The organism is Streptomyces sp. NPDC005485 (genome assembly GCF_040606085.1).
Classification (GTDB): domain Bacteria; phylum Actinomycetota; class Actinomycetes; order Streptomycetales; family Streptomycetaceae; genus Streptomyces.
In genome coordinates this window covers 15,867-33,401 of the sequence record NZ_JBEXDZ010000105.1, presented here as the reverse complement: position 1 = coordinate 33,401, position 17,535 = coordinate 15,867, and the positions used below count along the sequence as shown (strand labels likewise).

Annotated in this window: 20 protein-coding genes and 3 pseudogenes; 15 read left to right on the top strand and 8 right to left on the bottom strand. The window is 67.0% G+C overall.

Annotated elements, in window-relative coordinates:
• Nucleotides 1-31 precede the first annotated feature (31 nt).
• Nucleotides 32-538, bottom strand: coding sequence for an NUDIX domain-containing protein (locus ABZS97_RS29525; protein WP_356142394.1), 507 nt, complete (start codon nucleotides 536-538; stop codon nucleotides 32-34).
• 106 nt (nucleotides 539-644) lie between these two features.
• Here ABZS97_RS29525 and ABZS97_RS29520 point away from each other — a divergent pair, with 106 nt between their 5' ends.
• Nucleotides 645-1,310 (top strand): methyltransferase domain-containing protein, encoded by a 666-nt coding sequence (locus ABZS97_RS29520; RefSeq protein WP_356142392.1) that lies wholly within the window; start codon nucleotides 645-647, stop codon nucleotides 1,308-1,310.
• A 52-nt stretch (nucleotides 1,311-1,362) separates the two neighbouring features.
• Here the strand turns inward: ABZS97_RS29520 and ABZS97_RS29515 are convergent.
• The 3 genes and pseudogenes from ABZS97_RS29515 to ABZS97_RS29505 all read right to left on the bottom strand — a co-directional run.
• Nucleotides 1,363-1,458: pseudogene (locus ABZS97_RS29515) on the bottom strand (IS5/IS1182 family transposase); the annotation flags it as partial.
• A gap of 81 nt (nucleotides 1,459-1,539) precedes the next feature.
• A complete protein-coding gene (locus ABZS97_RS29510) occupies nucleotides 1,540-2,373 on the bottom strand; it encodes a hypothetical protein (RefSeq protein WP_356142390.1) in 834 nt (277 codons plus the stop codon).
• A 12-nt stretch (nucleotides 2,374-2,385) separates the two neighbouring features.
• Nucleotides 2,386-2,919: a sigma-70 family RNA polymerase sigma factor gene (locus ABZS97_RS29505; RefSeq protein WP_356142388.1), complete on the bottom strand. Its 534-nt coding sequence runs from the start codon at nucleotides 2,917-2,919 to the stop codon at nucleotides 2,386-2,388.
• A 329-nt stretch (nucleotides 2,920-3,248) separates the two neighbouring features.
• Here ABZS97_RS29505 and ABZS97_RS29500 point away from each other — a divergent pair, with 329 nt between their 5' ends.
• Complete coding sequence (locus tag ABZS97_RS29500) at nucleotides 3,249-3,404, top strand: hypothetical protein (protein ID WP_356142386.1); 156 nt, start codon at nucleotides 3,249-3,251, stop codon at nucleotides 3,402-3,404.
• 25 nt (nucleotides 3,405-3,429) lie between these two features.
• On the opposite strand, the pseudogene ABZS97_RS29495 reads toward ABZS97_RS29500, so the two are convergent.
• Nucleotides 3,430-3,689 (bottom strand): annotated as a pseudogene (locus ABZS97_RS29495) (signal peptidase I); the annotation flags it as partial.
• A gap of 148 nt (nucleotides 3,690-3,837) precedes the next feature.
• On the opposite strand from ABZS97_RS29495, the gene ABZS97_RS29490 reads away from it, so the two are divergent.
• A complete protein-coding gene (locus tag ABZS97_RS29490; RefSeq protein ID WP_356142384.1) occupies nucleotides 3,838-4,251 on the top strand; it encodes a DUF6262 family protein in 414 nt (137 codons plus the stop codon).
• Here ABZS97_RS29490 and ABZS97_RS29485 read toward each other — a convergent pair.
• Together ABZS97_RS29485 and ABZS97_RS29480 are read right to left on the bottom strand one after the other, a co-directional pair.
• Nucleotides 4,244-5,203 carry a hypothetical protein gene (locus ABZS97_RS29485; protein WP_356142382.1) on the bottom strand — a complete coding sequence of 320 codons (960 nt, stop codon included), beginning with the start codon at nucleotides 5,201-5,203 and terminating at the stop codon, nucleotides 4,244-4,246. The two genes, ABZS97_RS29490 and ABZS97_RS29485, sit on opposite strands and share 8 nt — an antisense overlap.
• Nucleotides 5,204-5,478: 275 nt before the next feature.
• Nucleotides 5,479-5,775: pseudogene (locus ABZS97_RS29480) on the bottom strand (hypothetical protein); the annotation flags it as partial.
• 306 nt (nucleotides 5,776-6,081) lie between these two features.
• On the opposite strand from ABZS97_RS29480, the gene istA reads away from it, so the two are divergent.
• From istA to ABZS97_RS29430, 10 genes are all read left to right on the top strand, one after another.
• Complete coding sequence (gene istA / locus ABZS97_RS29475; RefSeq protein ID WP_356142380.1) at nucleotides 6,082-7,287, top strand: IS21 family transposase; 1,206 nt, start codon at nucleotides 6,082-6,084, stop codon at nucleotides 7,285-7,287.
• Nucleotides 7,181-7,780 (top strand): site-specific integrase, encoded by a 600-nt coding sequence (locus tag ABZS97_RS29470; RefSeq protein ID WP_356142378.1) that lies wholly within the window; start codon nucleotides 7,181-7,183, stop codon nucleotides 7,778-7,780. The genes istA and ABZS97_RS29470 overlap by 107 nt, the downstream gene beginning before the upstream one ends.
• Nucleotides 7,680-8,408 (top strand): site-specific integrase, encoded by a 729-nt coding sequence (locus tag ABZS97_RS29465; RefSeq protein WP_356142373.1) that lies wholly within the window; start codon nucleotides 7,680-7,682, stop codon nucleotides 8,406-8,408. The genes ABZS97_RS29470 and ABZS97_RS29465 overlap by 101 nt, the downstream gene beginning before the upstream one ends.
• A complete protein-coding gene (locus ABZS97_RS29460; RefSeq protein WP_356142371.1) occupies nucleotides 8,405-8,707 on the top strand; it encodes a hypothetical protein in 303 nt (100 codons plus the stop codon). The genes ABZS97_RS29465 and ABZS97_RS29460 overlap by 4 nt, the downstream gene beginning before the upstream one ends.
• A gap of 4 nt (nucleotides 8,708-8,711) precedes the next feature.
• On the top strand, nucleotides 8,712-10,442 hold the full coding sequence (locus ABZS97_RS29455; RefSeq protein ID WP_356142369.1) for a site-specific integrase: 1,731 nt from the start codon (nucleotides 8,712-8,714) through the stop codon (nucleotides 10,440-10,442).
• Between the two features lie 107 nt (nucleotides 10,443-10,549).
• Nucleotides 10,550-11,611, top strand: a complete 1,062-nt coding sequence (locus ABZS97_RS29450; protein ID WP_356142367.1) for a tyrosine-type recombinase/integrase — start codon at nucleotides 10,550-10,552, stop codon at nucleotides 11,609-11,611.
• A 17-nt stretch (nucleotides 11,612-11,628) separates the two neighbouring features.
• On the top strand, nucleotides 11,629-11,973 hold the full coding sequence (locus tag ABZS97_RS29445) for a helix-turn-helix transcriptional regulator (protein ID WP_356142401.1): 345 nt from the start codon (nucleotides 11,629-11,631) through the stop codon (nucleotides 11,971-11,973).
• Complete coding sequence (locus ABZS97_RS29440; RefSeq protein ID WP_356142365.1) at nucleotides 11,970-14,387, top strand: site-specific integrase; 2,418 nt, start codon at nucleotides 11,970-11,972, stop codon at nucleotides 14,385-14,387. Before ABZS97_RS29445 ends, ABZS97_RS29440 begins: the two co-directional genes overlap by 4 nt.
• Entirely contained in the window at nucleotides 14,384-15,067 is a 684-nt protein-coding gene (locus tag ABZS97_RS29435) for a hypothetical protein (protein ID WP_356142363.1), read from the top strand. Before ABZS97_RS29440 ends, ABZS97_RS29435 begins: the two co-directional genes overlap by 4 nt.
• Nucleotides 15,064-15,642 carry a hypothetical protein gene (locus ABZS97_RS29430; protein ID WP_356142361.1) on the top strand — a complete coding sequence of 193 codons (579 nt, stop codon included), beginning with the start codon at nucleotides 15,064-15,066 and terminating at the stop codon, nucleotides 15,640-15,642. Before ABZS97_RS29435 ends, ABZS97_RS29430 begins: the two co-directional genes overlap by 4 nt.
• A 244-nt stretch (nucleotides 15,643-15,886) precedes the next feature.
• On the opposite strand, the gene ABZS97_RS29425 is transcribed toward ABZS97_RS29430, so the two are convergent.
• Nucleotides 15,887-16,057: a hypothetical protein gene (locus tag ABZS97_RS29425; RefSeq protein WP_356142358.1), complete on the bottom strand. Its 171-nt coding sequence runs from the start codon at nucleotides 16,055-16,057 to the stop codon at nucleotides 15,887-15,889.
• Between the two features lie 61 nt (nucleotides 16,058-16,118).
• Here ABZS97_RS29425 and ABZS97_RS29420 point away from each other — a divergent pair, with 61 nt between their 5' ends.
• Together ABZS97_RS29420 and ABZS97_RS29415 are read left to right on the top strand one after the other, a co-directional pair.
• Nucleotides 16,119-16,652 (top strand): DUF4265 domain-containing protein, encoded by a 534-nt coding sequence (locus tag ABZS97_RS29420; protein WP_356142398.1) that lies wholly within the window; start codon nucleotides 16,119-16,121, stop codon nucleotides 16,650-16,652.
• 293 nt (nucleotides 16,653-16,945) lie between these two features.
• Nucleotides 16,946-17,533, top strand: coding sequence for a DUF4240 domain-containing protein (locus ABZS97_RS29415; RefSeq protein ID WP_356142356.1), 588 nt, complete (start codon nucleotides 16,946-16,948; stop codon nucleotides 17,531-17,533).
• Nucleotides 17,534-17,535 lie beyond the last annotated feature (2 nt).

Here is a 17,535-nt window from a genome sequence, read left to right as displayed (position 1 = left end):
CGCGCTGGGCTGCAATGCAGGAAAGCACGGTCTACTCGGGGTCGGTGTCCTCGTTGAAGTTCCCCAGATGCAGAGGGACTTGACCGACTTCACTGGATTTCAGCACATTGGCCATGAGCGAAGCCAGATTCTTGGGGCGGACCGTTTCCAGCGTCGTGGCCAGTTCCTCGATGGCCCACCAGCGGAATCCATGGCGGGCTTCTTCCGTATCGATCTTCATCGCGTGCGCCTCGTCAGAGCTGATGCGGGCGAGGCGGTACTCCTCGTACTGGTCAAATCCCTGGCCGTCGACACTGAAGACCGCCTGTCGAGTCCAGACAACCCGGTTCAGCCGCCCCACAGCCAGAGAGAGCGCCGTCTCCTCCCACACCTCGCGAACCGCGGCTTGAAGGTAATCCTCACCGTCCTCTACGCCCCCGCCAACGGTGAACCACCATCTCGCTCCCGGCCTGCGCGGATCTCGTCCGCACAGCAGAAGAAGACGATCGCGTTCATCAAGCAGGAGGACACGGGACGTCCATCGACTCATCAGCGCCATGGGTGCCGACCCTACAGATGCCACGTCTCTGCCTTGTTGAGTGCCGCTCAGCCGTCAAAACACGCATAGAGGTCATCTCGTTTGGGCTCTTGAGTAGCCTGCGGGCGTGGAGAACGAACCGAGCACCGACAACTGGTTGGAAGACACACGGACGTCCTATGACACCGTCGCCGCGAGCTATGCGGACCAGGTGCGCAACCTCCTGGACGAAACACCCGTAGAGCGTGCGGTCCTGGCACTGTTCGCCGACCTGGTGAGTTCCCGCGGCCGGGGGTCGGTCGCAGACGTGGGATGTGGACCGGGGCGGATCACCGCTCACTTGCGCCAGCTGGGTGTGGACGCGTTCGGGATCGACCTATCGCCCGGGATGATCGAGATGGCCCGGCGTGACCACCCCGGACTGCGGTTCGAACTCGGCTCCATGACGGACCTCAACCTCAGCGATGGCTCGATAGCCGGCCTGGTCGCCTGGTACTCGCTGATCCATATCCCCGACACACAGATCGGCACGGTCTTCAAGCACTTCCACCGAGTGCTGCAGCCAGGCGGACCGCTGCTCCTCAGCTTCCATGTCGGGGACACCTCGAAGGTGAAGACGGAGGGCTATGGCGGCCACCCGATGAAGGTCACGGTCCATCGTCGCCGGCACAGCCAGATGATTGGCTGGCTCAACGAGGCCGGCTTCACCGTCGACGAACACAGGACGCTCACCTCAGCCGAGAGCACCCTCGGGGGAATCCTCCTCGCACGCCGTCAGCCAGACCTTCAGTGAAATCCCTCATCCGGTAAGCCGCCCAGGTGAGGGTGGCGGAGATGCCGGCGAAGGCGAGGAAGAGTTCGGCCTTGCGCTCATAACGCCGGTGCAGACGACGGCATTCTGCAAGCCAGGCCACCGTCCGCTCCACGGTCCAACGATCTCGGGTCTGCTGCAAGATCGGGTGACAACCTGACCTTCCCCATGCTGATGGCAGGCCGCTGCTGTGGCCAGGTGTGCGGCCGGGCTACGTCGTCAGTGAGGCCGCGTCGATGGTCCGGGTCCTGCCGTCGGTGAGTGTGAGGGTGAGAGTGCCGGTCAGCGGGCTGTCGGGGGCGCCGTCCGGCCACCAGGCGGTCCACCGGCCGTACGGCAGGGAACTTCGGATCATCTCCACCGTGGCGTGGACGGTGTGTCCGTGGTCGCGCACGGTGATCTTCTTCACGTCGCGGCCCATCGATCCGACCACGTAGCGGACTCGGGCTGAACCACTGCCGCGGGCACCTTGCGTGTCCAGCGTGACGCCGGCCGGGGAGACCTCGGAGACCGCATCGACAGCCGCCGCCAAGCCGGTGCCGTGCGGGCCGGCCAGGCAGTACACCGGATGGCCGTAATACGTGACGATCATGGAAACGACGGTGCCGCGGACGTCCGCGTTGTCGACGGTGCCTGGGCCCCCTTCCCCGGAAGCCTTCTTCGTCGCCCTGACGCACCACGAGATCGCTGACGAGCGCTGCCGGTAGGCGACGTCCTCCAGGCCGCCGGCCGTGCCGGTCCAGGTGGCCACTTCCGCCGACGACAGCGGTCCCAAGCCGCCCGGGGCGGGCGGGCTGCCTGGTGCGGGCGGGCTGCTCGTCACAGTCACCACCACGGCGCACGCAGCAAGGGCGCCAGCCAGGGTGAATGCCACGCGCCGCATGGAGGGGTGGCGGAACGCCGTCCCGGCCCACCGTCCGGGCCGCCCGGTGTCGCTCAGAACGGTCCGCAGCAGCCGTTCCTCGCGGTCCCGGTCTGCGGCGGAGGGCTCACCGGGCGGGGCGGCGTCGAGTTCGGCGAGCCGGGAGAGGAGGTCGTTGTCCATGAAGGGCTCCTGTCAGTGCGTCAGGGAGAGGGCGGGCGATGCCGGTGCAGCGGGGTTGAGACGGCCGGCGAGACGTCGCTTGGCGCGGGTCAGGCGCATGGCGTAGGCGGCGCGGGTGCAGCCGAGAACCTTCGCCGCGTCCCGGGCGTCGAGTTGCTCCCAGACGTTCAGCGCGAGGACCTCCTGGTCGGCCGGGGCGAGCGACCGCCAGGCGGCAACGAGGTCGATCCGGCCCTCGACCTGGATGGCCACGTCGGCCATGGACTCGTGGCCGTCGGCCGCGGCGGCCCGCTGGATCTGGACCACGAGGGCGGACTGCCGGCGAAGCCCTCGATGCGCGTTGAGCATGAGCTTGCGGGCGGTGCCAAACAGCCACGGCCGCGGGTCATCGGGCAGCTCGCGTCTGCGGCGCCAGGCAGCGAGAAACGTCTCTCCCACGATGTCGTCGACGGTCATCGGGTCGGCACGACGGCGTACGAACCGCAGCACGTCCCCGTAGTGAGCCCGGTACACGTCGGTGAACTGGGCCTCGGTATCGATGGGCATAACTTCCTTCCCTGGCGTCTGCCCTTACATGTCCAGCACCGGCACACCTGCAACAGGCTCACCGCAACAAGGACAGCGGAGGGAGGACCGCCGACTGTCCCCGGGCGTTCTCTGCACGCTGCACGTCCCAGGCAGGCCATTGCAGCGCGCATACGTGCACAGACGCCGGACGGCACGCATGGGATCACCGTGTGCGGACCCGCAGTTCAGAACCCCATGACACCCCACCACTACGCTGCACTTGCCTTCCTCGACGGGGGCCAGGATCCCGAGACTCCGAGTACAGCTCGGACGTTTCTGACCTGGTCCGTCACCAGCGCGGATACCTGTTGCCGGAGTGGATCCGGCAGGCCGAGCAGGACGCGCCGAAGCCGATGAAGGGCTCCGCTGGTTTCCTCCTCCAAGATCTCGACGCCGTCACCGCCAGCCTCACCCTCCCCTGGAGTTCCGGCGTCGTTGAAGGCCAGCTGAACGAACGGCTATGACCAGCAGCGGGATCGTTCTCATCGGTCACGTGTAGCCGGGGATAGAAGGCCAGCGGACCGTCAAAACCACGGACTCTTCCTCCGCGAACCAGGAGTGATCGACGTCCCGGCCCCACATGACGTAGTCCCCCTGATCAGCGAGGAGAACGCTGCGCCCGGGCAGCTCCACACGGAAGCGCCCGCTGATGAGGACCAGCAAGGCGGTGCGCTCTTCGCCCGTCACCACTGAGCCCGCTCATCGCCCTGCGGGTGGATGCCCCATTTCATCTCCACGTCCTCGCTATGACACCGAAGAAGTTGCCGCCCTCGACGGCGTCCTGCTCGCCATCGAACGCATCCGCCGCTCCGATGGCACCACCGTGCCAGTCCGCGACGCCGGCGCCCCGCAACGACGGCTCTCCCTCGAACCCACCGAGAACATCACGGAAGGCGCATGAACCGAAGCACCGAGGCCCTGGCAACGGCCGCCCGCCAGCGCCGGGAACGAGCCGAGAGCGCCGTTGAGAAGGCGCTGAGAGAAGCCCGCAAAACCCGCACGCCGGTGAGCGTAACCTCGATCGCCAAGGCGGCTGGCGTGTCCACCGACTTCATCTACCGGCACCCTGTCCTGCGCCCGCAGGTCGAGGCCCTCCGCAGGGCACGACGCGATACCGCCCCCGATGAAGCCACCGGCCACCCCGACGCCGAGGCTGCCTCCAGCACCCTGGTCCGCCGACTCACTCAGCAACTCGCCACTGAGCGCCGCAAACACCACGAAGACGTCGCCCAGTTGCAAGCCGCCCTCGCCGCGGCCCACGGTGAGCTCCTCGCACTTCGACGACAGCTCCAGAGCGGATTTATTAGTTAGCCATGAAGTCGTTCTCGACGGCGGGGGTTATGCGAGTGAGCCAGAACTCCGCCTCGTCCGGTCCCAGGACCCGATCAAGGTTGAGGGTGGGGATCATATTCCGGAAGACCCGGCCGACGCCCATGCCAAAGTCTCCGTTCGGTGGGTGCAGTACCAGCACGCGGGTGCCCTCGAGCGGCTTGATGTCGGCGGGCACCCCTTCCGGGAAGACGTAGGCGCCATGGCCGTCGAAAAGGCGGAAACGGCGGAGCGCCGGACTATCAGGGCCGAGGTACGGGTCGGCGTCCGTCGCTGCCTCGACCCACGAGCGGTCGGGGCGCACTCCTTGAACCATGCCTTCGCCGCAGTCGCCCATGAGCCGGTCCGCGAGCAGGGTGTGCAGCTGAAAGTTGTCCCCGACACCGCTCATCGTGAGGGCATACCCCCTACGTGCACGGGGGTTGAGGACGACCAGCGGCTCGTCGTCCAGGACGGCAGCCAAGTCTCTGACCCAGGCAGCGCGCTGCGACCGGTCGGCGACCGCTGCGGCGTACTCCCGCAGCTCGGCCTTGACCTCAGTGGGCACCGCTGCCCGGAAGGGACCGTGCCCCAAGACGGTGATCAGCGCCTTGAGCCAGTCCTCCATGTCGAACCAGGACATGGCGATCCGGGTCATGTCTCCCTTGTCCGGGCGCCCTTTCGGTCTGGCCAGGGTGACAAGAGCCTGCACCAGTTGCTTCGTACTGGCGCTCATCTGCTCCGGCAGCGGCCGCCCAGGAGCCGCTTCGGCCCAGCACCGCGGGACCAGATCGTTGAGCATCATCGCCTCCGCGGCACGCTGTGGCAGCACGTTGGCCAGCGCCATTGGTGAACCGCCCCACTCGACGCACGCCCCCGCCAGGACGGCCGTCTTGGCGAAGTCGCCCGCCAAACCCGGCAGCCACGGCGCAAGGGCCTCGACCGCGGCGGTCAAACCCGCGGGACCTCCCGCACGCGCGGTGTCCCCCAACCGCGACATGGCCCGCCGGTAGCCACGAGCCGAACCAGACCTCATCTGCGCGACAAGCTCGTCAACGAGCTGGGGTATCTCCGAAGGCACGGCGGCACGCTAGCAGGGCCACGACCCCCGCTTCACGGCTGGTGCCCGAGCTGAAAACCCCGGAGTCATCTGCGCGCCAAGCGCTTTGTCAGCGACATACCGCTGGCGCTGTCAACAGGAGATACGACTCGCTACACGGTCACGACGCCGGATAGCAGGTGGTCGTACTCGGCATCGCCCATGCTGCCGGTGTAGCCGTAGGAGGCGGCGTTGAGCTTCTTCTCCTTGCCGGCCACGTACGTGGAGGGGCGCACGCCGGAGGTGTAGCCGTTCTTGCGGCAGATCGTCGACTTCAGGTTCGCCTGGGTCACCGCCGGGGAGATCGCGCCGGGGGTGCACTTCGGATCCTCCAGCGGCTCCCCGTGCTCGTAGCGGTAGTGGCAGCTGCCCGCGGCGGGCTGCTGCTGCACGGTGTAGTGCTTCTGCGGGCCCGCCCCCACGGCGATCACCGGCTGTCGACGGTCGATCAATTCCCCATGATCTGAGCTTTCGTGTCGGGGCAATTCCCCAGGCTCGTGACCACGATTCCCCATGGGGACGGCGGTCGTGGTTGGGGGCGTCGGACATGGTCGGGCTCGCACGCGTTTTCCCTGCTAAGGGTGGTTTGATCTTGAGTTAGTTCTGCCTTGCGAATTGGTCTGGCTCCCCATGGGCATGCCGGTGCCGGGTTGAGGATCCCGGCGTTTTCGGATCCGTCGACCCGCGAGCCGAGAGGCCGACGGACACGCCGGATGGCAAGGAGAACCTTCACCGTGGTCGACATCGTCGAGATCTACGTGCACTGGTACGCGGGCCGTTCCAAGAGTCAGGTGGCGACCTCGTTGGGGGTGGACCGCAAGACGATCAGGAAGTACCTGGGGCCGGCGGAGGCGGCCGGGATGGCCCCGGGCGGGCCGCCCATGAGTGAGGCGGACTGGTCCAAGCTGATCAAGAGCTGGTTCCCGGACCTGGCCAGCCGGCGGTTGAACCAGTTGACCTGGCCGGAGATCGAAGAGCACCGCGAGTACGTCAAGCAGTTGCTGGAGACGACGACGGTCACCACGATCCATCAACGGCTGCGCGACGAGCGGAAGTTGAAGGCGTCGCTGACATCGTTTCGGCGGTGGGTGCGGGAGAACCTTCCCGAGGAGGCGGCCCGGTCGAAGGTGACGGTGCTGCGGGAGGACGTCGAGCCGGGTTCGGAGGCCCAGATCGACTACGGCTTTCTGGGGCCGTGGATCAATCCGAGGACCGGCAAGCGGCACCGGATCTGGGCGTTCGTGATGGTGTTGCCCTGCTCGCGGCACATGTTCGTACGTCCCGTGACGCACATGGACCAGCACGCCTGGACCCTCGCGCACGTGGACGCGTTCCGGTTCTTCGGCGGTGTTCCGCGCCGTCTGGTGCCGGACAACCTCAAGACCGGGGTGGACAAGCCGGACCTCTACGACCCGAAGATCAACAAGTCGTATGCCGAACTTGCCGCCCACTATGGGACGTTGGTGGACCCGGCCAGAGCCCTGCATCCCAAGGACAAGCCCAGAGTGGAACGGCCCATGCCCTACATTCGGGACTCGTTCTGGAGCGGGCGGCAGTTCACCTCGCTCGACCACATGCAGGCCGAAGCCCTGACCTGGGCCCGGGAGATTGCGGGAGGCCGCCAGTGCCGCCCGCTTCAGGGGGCGGGACCGCTCGCGGTGTTCGAGGCGGCGGAGGCCGAGGCTCTCTTGCCGTTGCCGCAGACACCGTTCGTGCTGGCGCAGTGGTCGAGGGCGACGGTCGGCCCGGACATCCTCATGTTGACTGAACTACTGCAGCCGTTTTCGCAGTTCAGAGGACATGCCGGGGCTCGTTGCTCTACGGTCGCTGCCCGTGACGACAGACGAGGTGTCGCAGCGGGATCTCGCGTCCCTGGCGGTCCCACTGGTGGGCTCGCTCGCAGCGACCGGCGATTCGTGGGAACCGTATCGCCTGCTTGACTGCGACGGGGTTCCAGTCGAGGCGGTGAGCGCGTACTTCCGTGATCTGCAAGCAGCTGGCCGCAGCGCGGCAACAGTTCGCTCCTACGGGATGGACCTACTGCGGTGGTTCCGGTTCCTGTGGGCGATTGGCATCTCGTGGGACCGCGCGACGCGCGTGGAGGCAAGGGACTTCTGCAGGTGGCTGCTGATCGCCGGCAAGCCGGTCCGCCCGCATTGGCGCCACGGCGAGGACGCTGCGGTGATGAAGCCGTCCGGGGTTCCGTTCGCGGCCTCGGTGAGAGCGCATAACGAGACAGTGCTGCGCTGCTTCTACGACTTCCACCTCGGGATCAGCAGCGGCCCGATCCTGATCAACCCGTTCCCGCTCGACCGATCCCGCCGCGGAAGCCGTGCCGAACGCGCATCACAACCCGATGGAGCCGTTCCGCAAGGAACGGACCGGGCTCTACCGGCCACGGGTGCCCAAACGTGTTCCCCGGTCCATCCCTGACGAGGAGTTCAACGAGATCTTCGCGCGGCTGCCATCTCACCGGGACCGGGCGCTGGTCGCTTTCTACGTGTCCACCGGCGCCAGGGCTTCGGAGCTGCTGTCGACGACGCAGGGCGGGGTTGAACCGGGTCGGCAAGTGGTCTCGGTGGTCCGTAAGGGGACGGGCGAGGTCGCCGAGCTCCCGGCGTCCACGGACGCGTTCGTGTGGTTGCGGCTCTACCAGGTCGAGGTGGAGGGGCTGATCCCGAAGGGGCGCAGGCTTCCCCTGTGGTGGACGTTGCGGCGGCCGATGCGTCCGCTGACTTACCACGCCGCACACCGGATGTTCGAGCGGGTGAACGCCGCGGCTGGCACCTCGGCCACGCTGCACGCTCTGCGGCACACCGCGGCCTACCGGATGGCGGAGGATCCGATGCTTCCGCTGACTGACGTGCAACTGGTCCTCGGCCACGCATTGCTGACCACGACGCAGATCTACCTGACGCCCCGGAAAGAGGATGTGATCAGGAGGGTGCTGGCCCACCACGCCGAGCAGACGCGGCAGGCTGCGGCGCGGCAAGAGCCGACGCCGGCTCCCGGCTACGACCAGCGGACGCTGGACGTGCTCTTCGCCAGGGAGGCCCGATGAGCACGGGGACCATCAACGCGTCGACCTCGGCGGCAGCGATCGGTGACCGCTACCCGGCTCGTCCGGTGCCTGATGACTGGCCGGCCACCAGACAGCTGACTGAGCAGGTGCTGAAGCTGTGGGCGGCGGCGTCTCCCCGCACGGAGACGCCGCGCAGCCACAACTTCCGCCGCCGCGGGCTCACGCTGCTGCTGGAGTGGCTGCAAGAGCAGCCCGGAGACAACTGGCAGCAGCGATGGCTGGCCAGCGGCGCGGACGCAGCCGGCGAGCGTTGGGCCGACGGCCGGGACACGGCTTGAGACCATGACCAGCGCCCTGATCATCTTGGTCGGGGCCGACGTGATACGCCCCTCGCTGGCCTGGCTCTTCACCGGCGGAAAGAAGCGCAAGGTCGCCCGGAACATGATCTGGTCCCGCGACACCGCAGGCTTCGACCGCGTCGACCGGTTCTGCCGCCAGGACCCCGGGATCACCGACGACGCGCGTGAGCACATCGTGTTCCGCCTCGCAGTGATCATCGCGGCCAAAGGCGGGACGATGGCCGACATCACCGTCGGCGACCTGCTGGAGTCCCTGGACGTCGAGTACTCCCTGCGCGGAGAACGGCGCCTGGGCTCAGCCGCGTTCCGGGTCCTGCGAGAGCTGGGGGTCTTCGGCCCCGACGTTCCGACGCTGCGGGAGATCACGAGCAACGGCCAGCTTGCTGTCGAGGCACTCGTCGATCGCTACCCGATCGCCTGCCGCCCGATCCGCGACCTGCTGGTGGACTACCTCAAGGAGCGGCAGCCCGCCCTCGACTACTCCACGCTACGCGGTGAGGTCTATCACCTGGCCAAGAGCTTCTGGACGAACCTGGAACAGCACCACGCCGGCATCGCCTCACTGCGCCTGGACCCGGCTACGGCGACGGCCTGGAAGCAGCGCCTGCAGACCAGAACCAAGAAGATCACAGCCGGGGAGGGGCAGCGGATCGAGGTGACGGTCGAACGCCTCAACTACCACGACACTCTGGCAACGGTGCGCGCCTTCTATCTGGATCTCGCGCAGTGGGCACTGGAGGACCCCGCCCGCTGGGGACCGTGGGTCGCGCCCAGCCCGGTGAGCCAGCACGACCTCGACCGACGGAAAGCCACCCGACGCCGCAAGGCCCGGATGGACGCCCGGACCCGAGAGCGGCTGCCGATCCTGCCAGCCCTCGTGCGCTCCACCTACGAGCACCGCAAAGAAGCCGAGACACTCCTGGCCGCCGGCCGCCAGGTTCCACCCGGCCAGGAGTTCAACGCCGTCGGCCAGACCCTGATCCGCACACATCGCCCCCACGCCACGCCGGAAAACATCTGGGCCACTGATCCGGTCACAGGCCGACAGCGGCTCCTCAACCGCGAGGAGAACCACGCCTTCTGGGCCTGGGCGATCATTGAAGTGTTGCGGCTGACCGGAATCCGCATCGAGGAGATGCTGGAGCTCAGCCACCACAGCCTGGTCCAATACCCGCTCCCCACCACCGGCGAGATCGTGCCGCTGCTGCAGATCGCCCCGTCCAAGACCGATGTCGAACGACTCCTGGTCGTCGGCCCGGAACTGGCCGACGTGCTGTCGACGATCATCTGCCGAATCCGCGGCGCCGACGGCACAGTGCCGCTGATCCGCGCCCGTGACTACCACGAGCTGGTCTGGATGGACCCGGCCCCGCTGCTGTTCCAGCACCGTGTCGGCGCCGAACCGCACCGGATTGGCCGCGAACGCATCTCCACTCTGCTTGACCAAGCCCTGACGCGGACCGGGCTCGTCGATGCCGACGGCACACCACTGCACTGCACGCCGCACGACTTCAGAAGGATCTTCATCACCGACGCCATCATGAACGGGCTGCCACCGCACATCGCCCAGGTCATCGCCGGCCACCAGAACATTAGCGTCACCATCGGCTACAAGAACCCTCGGGAATTGCATCAAATGGGCGAGAAGCCGCAGGTCGCGAGCTCAGGTCGATGGGCTGGCGAACTCCAACGCTACTACGAACTAACGGCCTGAGCAGGCATGTTGCCAGACAGATCCCGCCTGATGCATGATCTGCCCTCCAGAAGGGATGGTCTGGAGTGGTGCATCAGCAGAAGGTGGCCCTGGCCGGGGCGGCTCACATGGAGCTCGTCTCCGGCGTGGTCCAACTGCGTCCGGAGGACGCAATGTTCGACGCGATGCTGCGGGGCTGGAGGGCTCAGCAGAAGTCGCGAGGGCTGAAGGACGAGACGATCGAGCCGCGGATGCGGCTGGTGCGCCGGTTCCTTGAGTTCGCGAACGAGTACCCGTGGCAGTGGTCGCCGGCCCACATGGACGAGTGGTCGGCCTCTCTGGCGGGCGAGAAGCATCTGGCGCCGTCGACGATCCGCAGCTACCGGGGCGACGTCCGGCTGTTCACCGAGTTCCTCATCGACGCCCGCTACGGGTGGGGAACTGCCTGCGAGGAAGCCTTCGGCACCCACCCGGTGGCGGTCGCCCATGAGTGGAACACGCTCCCTCACCTGCAGGATTACGAGGGGGATCCGGAAGCGAGGCCGTTCACCCGCGAAGAACTGCAGCGCTTCCTCGACTACGCCGACGACCAGGTCGCACGCGCTGTGAAGTCCGAGCGCAAAGGCGCCCTCGCCGCCTACCGCGACGCCACCCTTTTCAAGGTCATCTACGGGTGGGGGCTTCGCCGGACCGAGACGTCCAAGCTGGACGTCGTCGACTTCGGACGCAATCCGAAGGCTCCGCAGTTCGGCCGATACGGCACACTCAACGTCCGTTATGGCAAGGCGAAGAAGGGGCAGCCGCCGCGACGGAGGAACGTGCTCTCGGTGATGGACTGGGCTGTTGAGGCGGTCACCGACTACGTCGAGAACGTCCGGCCGCGCTTCGGATTTCCCGACCACCCGGCCCTATGGATCACCGAACGTGGCGGACGCCTGCAGCCTGGCTCCATCAATGACCGGTTCGAGGCGTACCGAGATGCCTTAAAACTCTCAAAAGATCTAGTTCCGCACTCAATCAGGCATTCGTACGTCACGCATCTGACCGAGGACGGGATCGACCGTCGATTTATCCAGCAGCAAGTCGGCCACGACTGTGACAGCTCCACGGCCATCTACACGCACGTCAGCGACGACTTCATGAACACTGCCCTGAGCAAGGCCCTGGCCCCGGCGTTCGCCGGCGTCTGACGAGGAAGGACTCGATGATGGCCGCCAAGCTCGACTACCGCTGGCACCTGCGCAAGGTGATGGCGGATCGCGGGATGTTCTCCACCACCGACCTCCTCCCGCCGTTGAAGGAACGTGGCATCACGTTGTCCACGAGCCAGGTCTACCGGCTCGTCGTCGAGCGACCGGAGCGACTCAGCCTGAAGATCCTCATGGCCCTGCTGGACATCCTGGACTGCACCATGGATGACCTCATCGAGCCCGTCACCGGGGCCGGTGCCGCGGCGAAGCCGAAGAAGGCCGCCGGGGGCGGGACCGCGGTCTCCGAGGGGGTCGGTGATCTGCGGCCTCGGCGGGCCCGGATCACTGGAGTCGACCGGTGACCGAACTGGCCGAGGAAGTCCTGACGGACCCGGTCGGCCTGGTGGTGCGGCTGGTCAGCAACGTCGAAACGCACCTGGATACGGCCCGTATCCGCGACATCGTCTGCACACTCGTACGCACACGAGCCGGCCGCCGCAACCTCGCCCAGGCCCTGCACGACAACCCCGCGCTGTTGCGGACTGGCAGACCACCGGCGCCGTTCCGCGTCGCCAAGCTGCTGATGGCCCTGCGCGAGGCGGGCGCCCAGGACACCGCCCTGCCCCACTGCGGGGAGTGTGGGCGCCCCCGCCCCTACGTCGGCAGCCGCTCGGGTGGCCGATGGGGATGCTCACCTTGCTTTGATAGGTCCGCAGTCTGCGCGGGCTGTCACCAGCAGCGACGAGTCGTCAGCCGAGACCGGCACAGCCAGCCCCGGTGCGCGAAGTGCCCAGACACCGAGGGCGATCCGCTCAAGGAACTCACCCGCCTGATCACCGGCATCGACCCCGCACTCGATGCGGACACGATCCGGACCGCTCTAGAACGATCCACGAATCGGCTGGCCGGACAGCGTCGACTGGCTTGGGCGGTGATCGCCCGCCCCGAACTGCTGACCAGCATCGGCCACGAGGCCCCCACTCCGGCAGTGCTGCGATTCATCGGTGAACTCGTCGCCAGCGGCGCCACCACCGTGGTCAGGCCAGCCTGCGCGCGCTGTCACGGGGTGAAGGCGCTGTCGAAGCTCCTGGACGGGAAGCGGGTCTGCCGGGCCTGCTTCGCTCGACACGCGGCCGTCCCCTGCACCCGTTGCGGTGCGGTCCGTGAACCTGCCACCCGGGATGCTGCCGGTCAGCCGCTGTGTCCCACCTGCCTGATCCGCGACCCGGCCAACCTGGAGGTCTGCGTCGGCTGCGGGCGCCGTCAGCCTGTTGCAGTCCGGCTCGACGACGGCGTCCGCTGCCCGAGTTGCGTGCCGAAGACGGTCAGGGAATGCGGGCTCTGCGGCCGCACCGCCCGTTGCGAGATCTCCCGGGCCACCTGGCAGCCCTGGTGCGACCGCTGCCAGCAGCGCTGGGCGACCTGCTGCAGCTGCGGCACGGTTGCCCAAGTCCGCGGCGGAACGTGGGAGGAACCGTTGTGCGCGAAGTGCACCAACCCCGACCCCGATTTCTGGGGCCGGTGCCCCACCTGCGCGACCACCTGGCAGCTCGGCTCCCACCCCTGCCAGCGATGCGTCCTCGACCAGCACCTCCGCCGCCTCCTCGGCGCCAGCGCCGAGGAGGCCATCGCCCCCGACCTCGCGCCGTTCCACGAAGCACTGACGAGCGCCGAGCGGCCGGACACCGCCCTGGCTTGGATTTCCCGATCGCAGGTCCGTGACCTGCTGGAACGCATAGGCCGCGACGAGCATCCCGTCACCCACGACAGCCTCGACGACGTCCCGCCGGGAAAGGTGCTGGCTCACCTTCGCAGCGTCCTCGTCGCGACAGGCGTCCTACCGCCGCGCGACGAACGACTCGTCGCCCTGGAGAAATGGATCACCACAACCGTCCAGGCTCGCACAGACCTCGCCGAACGCCGGATCCTGCACGGTTACGCGGTCTGGCACCACCTGCGCCGGCTCCGCCGCCGCCTCGGCGACCAGCACACCAGCCAGCTCCAGGACATGAACGTGCGCTGCCACGTCAGCGCCGCCGACAACTTCCTCACCTGGCTCGCCGGCGAAGGTCTCACCCTGGGCGTCTGCACACAGGCCGACCTGGAACGCTGGATGACCGAGGCCGCCTTCCGCTACCGCGACGAGACCGGCCACTTCGTCCGCTGGTCCGTACAGCATCGCCATGTCCACGGCCTCACCTGCGGCGCCGTCCACTGGACCGGCCCACAGGGCACCATCGACAGCGAGAAACGCTGGGCGGACGCACGACGCCTCCTCAACGAGGACACGCTGCCCACCGCCGATCGAGTCGCTGGGCTGCTGCTGACCCTTTACGCGCAGAAGATCTCCACCATCAGTCAACTCACCGTCGAGGACGTCGACTTCACTGGCGAGACCGTCGCGATCACCTTCGGAGCTTCGCCCGTCATCCTTCCGATGCCGCTTGGTGCCTTGGTCCGCGAGCTCGTCGCGACCCGACGCGGCAAGGCCAAGATCGGCACTCCGGACGACGTCCCTTGGCTCTTCCCCGGCGGACAACCAGGGCGTCCACTCAGCGACAGCCAGGTCGGTCTGCGGCTGCACAAGATCGGAATTCGGCCCCAACAGGACCGCTCAACAGCCCTGTTCACTCTCGCCGCCGAGCTGCCCGCCGCCATCCTCGCCCGGATGCTCGGCATCCACATCCAAGTCGCTGTCCAATGGCAGAAGGCATCCGCTGGGGACTGGGCCGCCTACGCCGCCGATGTCAGCAGCCGTGTCCCGGAGAACCAATGAAACTACCCATCACCATCCACCAAGCACGGCTCGGATCCATGGAGTTCAAGGTCATCCGACCCGCCCGGCCTCTGGTCCACGCAGTGCTCATCGACCATGATCGGCACCTGGACGCCTACCTCGATCAGGACGCCGCGCAGCGAATCGGCGGGCTATGGACGCTTGCCGCCTCTTCACCGCGCTCACTGGTCCACCTGCCGATGCGGGGGAACCGTGGCCCCTCCCGCGCGCTGCCGGAAGAGGGCACGCGACAGCTTGATCTCGTGCTGTTGCACCACTCGCTCCAGTTCGCGCCCTCACGCTGGAAGGAAGTGCGCGGGCGACTCAGCCCTGGGCGTCCGCAGACCGTGACGCTGCCCGGCCCAGGACACACCGGCGAAGCCGTGATTGATCACGAGGCACGGCACTACCGGGAGAACCGGGATCTGTTTCACCAGCATCTCCACGCCGAGACTCTGTTCATGACCGGCAGCGCGAAGGTGTTCAGGGACACCGCCCGGCACTTCCTCGACGTCGCCCGGAACGGCCCCGGATACGTCCCCGTTCATCCGAGCTATCCGCACTTCTGCACCGAACTCCACTCCAACGACGGCATTCTCGGCGACGCGCGCGAGATCCACATCGAGTACTGCGACCAGTGGGACTCACGGCCCGAAGCGACAGGACCCCGCCGACCATGACGTTCAACGATCACCTTCAGCACCTCGTTGAAAGGGCCCTCGCATCCATCCCGGCCGCCGATGCCGGCGACATCTACGCCTTCTCCTTCCTCATCGACAACGAGGACGACGACCCCCGTCAGCCGACCCTGACGGTCGGCTACAACACTGAAGCTCAGGCTCGACGCAGCATCCAGGACGCCTCTGACCAAGCAGAAGCCCGCTGGAACTACGCCTTCTGGATCCAGAACGAGCTGACTGTGGTCGGCGACCTGACCAGCGACCCCGGCGGCGCCGTCGCTCGCCAGGAGTGGATCACCGAACTTGGATTTTGGTACGAGGAGCCGACCGACCTCGCCGACTGGGATGCAGTCATCGGGCCACTCGCCGCGCAGATCGAGACCCGTTTCAACCAGACCTGCTGCCAGCTCGCCCGAACCCTCCATACGACCGGCGTCATCGAAAGATCTGTCGGCCGAACCGTGCCGGTGATCGTCCATGAGCTGGAGTACTACGAGGCGATCCCCCGGCAGACCGAGGCCGCCAACCCGCCCGGCCTCGCCGGGGAGTTCACCTCATGGGTCCGCAATGGCTGAGGCATTCGGACAGTTCCAATACCCGACTGCACCATTAGCCGTCTACCCGGCCGAGACGATCGAGGCGCACAGGGCGTTCATCGCACGCCGCCGGGCCACCCGTCCCAGCGAAGAATACCGGACCCCCACTGACGAGGAGTGGGACGCCTTCCTGGCGCACTTCGAGAAGCGCAAGGTGTCGGTCGGTACCTGCGGCCGCGCATTCTCAACCCCTTGTGTTCATGAGCACGCTTGTGTCAGGTGTTCACTCCTCAGGCCAGACCCTGCGCAACGCCCCCGCCTCGAGGAGATCCGGGACAACCTCATCGCCCGCATCGCCGAGGCCGAACGTGAAGGCTGGCTCGGCGAGGTCGAAGGGCTCCGCGTCAGCCTCGCCGGCGCCGAGGACAAGCTCGTCCAGCTCAACGCCCGGCACGACCGCAGCTCACCGACGGTGTTCCTCGGAACACCGTCTCCCGATCAGATCCGTGCTCGTGATGTTGACGCTTCCGATCCTGCCGACTGCCAGCAACGATGGCGCGGTGACCAACATCAGCGACGACCACGTGAAGCTCCACTTCCGAATGGAGGTGGACGAGGACGGCTGGCCGCCCGCAAGCATCGAAAGCCTGTGGGCGGTGGACCTGGGCGATGGAACCGTCCGCCTCGACAACACCCCGTGGTTCGTCCGAGGAGTCGCGAGCGACGACATCATCAGAGTGCAGGTCGACGAGGACGGCCTGTGGTGGGCCGGAGAGACGGTTCGGTCATCGAACAACTGCACCATTCGGCTAATCGTGCTGAAGGACGGTGGGTCAGAGGCTGCACGGCAGACCGTGCTGGAGACCTTCCATCGACTCGGCACCACGGGCGAGGGAATCGAGCAGTTCAGGATGGTCGCGCTGGATGTCCCACCGTCCGCGGACCTTCGCCGGATCCGCAAGCTGCTGGAACACGGCGAGGCCAAGGGATGGTGGCACTGGGAAGAAGGGTGCGTCACCGCCGGGTGGCATGCCACGGACCCAGACTGAGGTCACCTCCGCAAGTTCAGAGAAGCCTGCCTGCGATGCTCGATGCACTGGCCCGACCCGGCTCAACGGGCCCGGATCGTCGACATTCGCGACAACATCATCGCCCGCATCGCGGAGGCCGAGCGAGAGGGCTGGCTTGGCGAGGTCCAAGGGCTCCAGATCACCCTCGCGGGAGCGGACGACAAGCTCGCGCAGATCGACCGGCGGGTTCCGCGAACCGTTGACCTCCCCATGCCCACTACCACGACCGGCCACCGGAGTCGGCTGTCAGGGCCAGGTGAGAGGGTGCGGCCATGAACATCGACGAATTCTGGACCGTCATCGAAACGGCACGCACCGACGCCGCTTCGGCCTCCGGAGACCCGGGCCAAGCGTTCGCATCGGCCCTGGTCGAGCGGCTCGCGGCGACCTCGAAGCAGACGATCCTTGAATACCAGCAGTGCTTCGATCAGCTCCACGGGGCGATCTACCGCTGGGACGTGTGGACTGCCGGCTATCTGATCGGTGGAGGCTGCTCCGACGACGCCTTCATGGACTTCCGCGCCGGCCTCATCGCCCAGGGCCGAGAGTGGTACGACAGGGCCGCCACCGCACCCGATGTTCTCGCCCAACATCCTGACGTCATCGCCGCGGCAGCCGAATGCAGCGACGAGGCGCTGTTCAACGAAACCGTCAATTACGCAGCCTCCCACGCTTACGAGCGCCTCAACGGCGACGAGGACGACTGCACCTTCTACGACGACTACGACCAGTTCCGGGGCCCCCGAACCGACCGTGAACCAGCTGATATGGGTGAGAGCTTCGATTTCGACGACGCCTCAGAGATGCACGCCCGCCTTCCCAGACTGGCCCGCCTCCTCCTTGATCATGGTGACGACTGAGT

Bases quoted from the DNA above. Each gene is read 5' to 3' on its own strand.
- ABZS97_RS29430 (WP_356142361.1), top strand. From the start codon at position 15,064: ATGACGTTCAACGATCACCTTCAGCACCTCGTTGAAAGGGCCCTCGCA.
- ABZS97_RS29435 (WP_356142363.1), top strand. From the start codon at position 14,384: ATGAAACTACCCATCACCATCCACCAAGCACGGCTCGGATCCATGGAG.
- ABZS97_RS29450 (WP_356142367.1), top strand. From the start codon at position 10,550: ATGGAGCTCGTCTCCGGCGTGGTCCAACTGCGTCCGGAGGACGCAATG.
- ABZS97_RS29455 (WP_356142369.1), top strand. From the start codon at position 8,712: ATGACCAGCGCCCTGATCATCTTGGTCGGGGCCGACGTGATACGCCCC.
- ABZS97_RS29505 (WP_356142388.1), bottom strand. From the start codon at position 2,919: ATGCCCATCGATACCGAGGCCCAGTTCACCGACGTGTACCGGGCTCAC.
- ABZS97_RS29460 (WP_356142371.1), top strand. From the start codon at position 8,405: ATGAGCACGGGGACCATCAACGCGTCGACCTCGGCGGCAGCGATCGGT.
- ABZS97_RS29415 (WP_356142356.1), top strand. From the start codon at position 16,946: ATGAACATCGACGAATTCTGGACCGTCATCGAAACGGCACGCACCGAC.
- ABZS97_RS29510 (WP_356142390.1), bottom strand. From the start codon at position 2,373: ATGGACAACGACCTCCTCTCCCGGCTCGCCGAACTCGACGCCGCCCCG.
- ABZS97_RS29490 (WP_356142384.1), top strand. From the start codon at position 3,838: ATGAACCGAAGCACCGAGGCCCTGGCAACGGCCGCCCGCCAGCGCCGG.
- ABZS97_RS29525 (WP_356142394.1), bottom strand. From the start codon at position 538: ATGGCGCTGATGAGTCGATGGACGTCCCGTGTCCTCCTGCTTGATGAA.
- ABZS97_RS29420 (WP_356142398.1), top strand. From the start codon at position 16,119: ATGTTGACGCTTCCGATCCTGCCGACTGCCAGCAACGATGGCGCGGTG.
- ABZS97_RS29445 (WP_356142401.1), top strand. From the start codon at position 11,629: ATGGCCGCCAAGCTCGACTACCGCTGGCACCTGCGCAAGGTGATGGCG.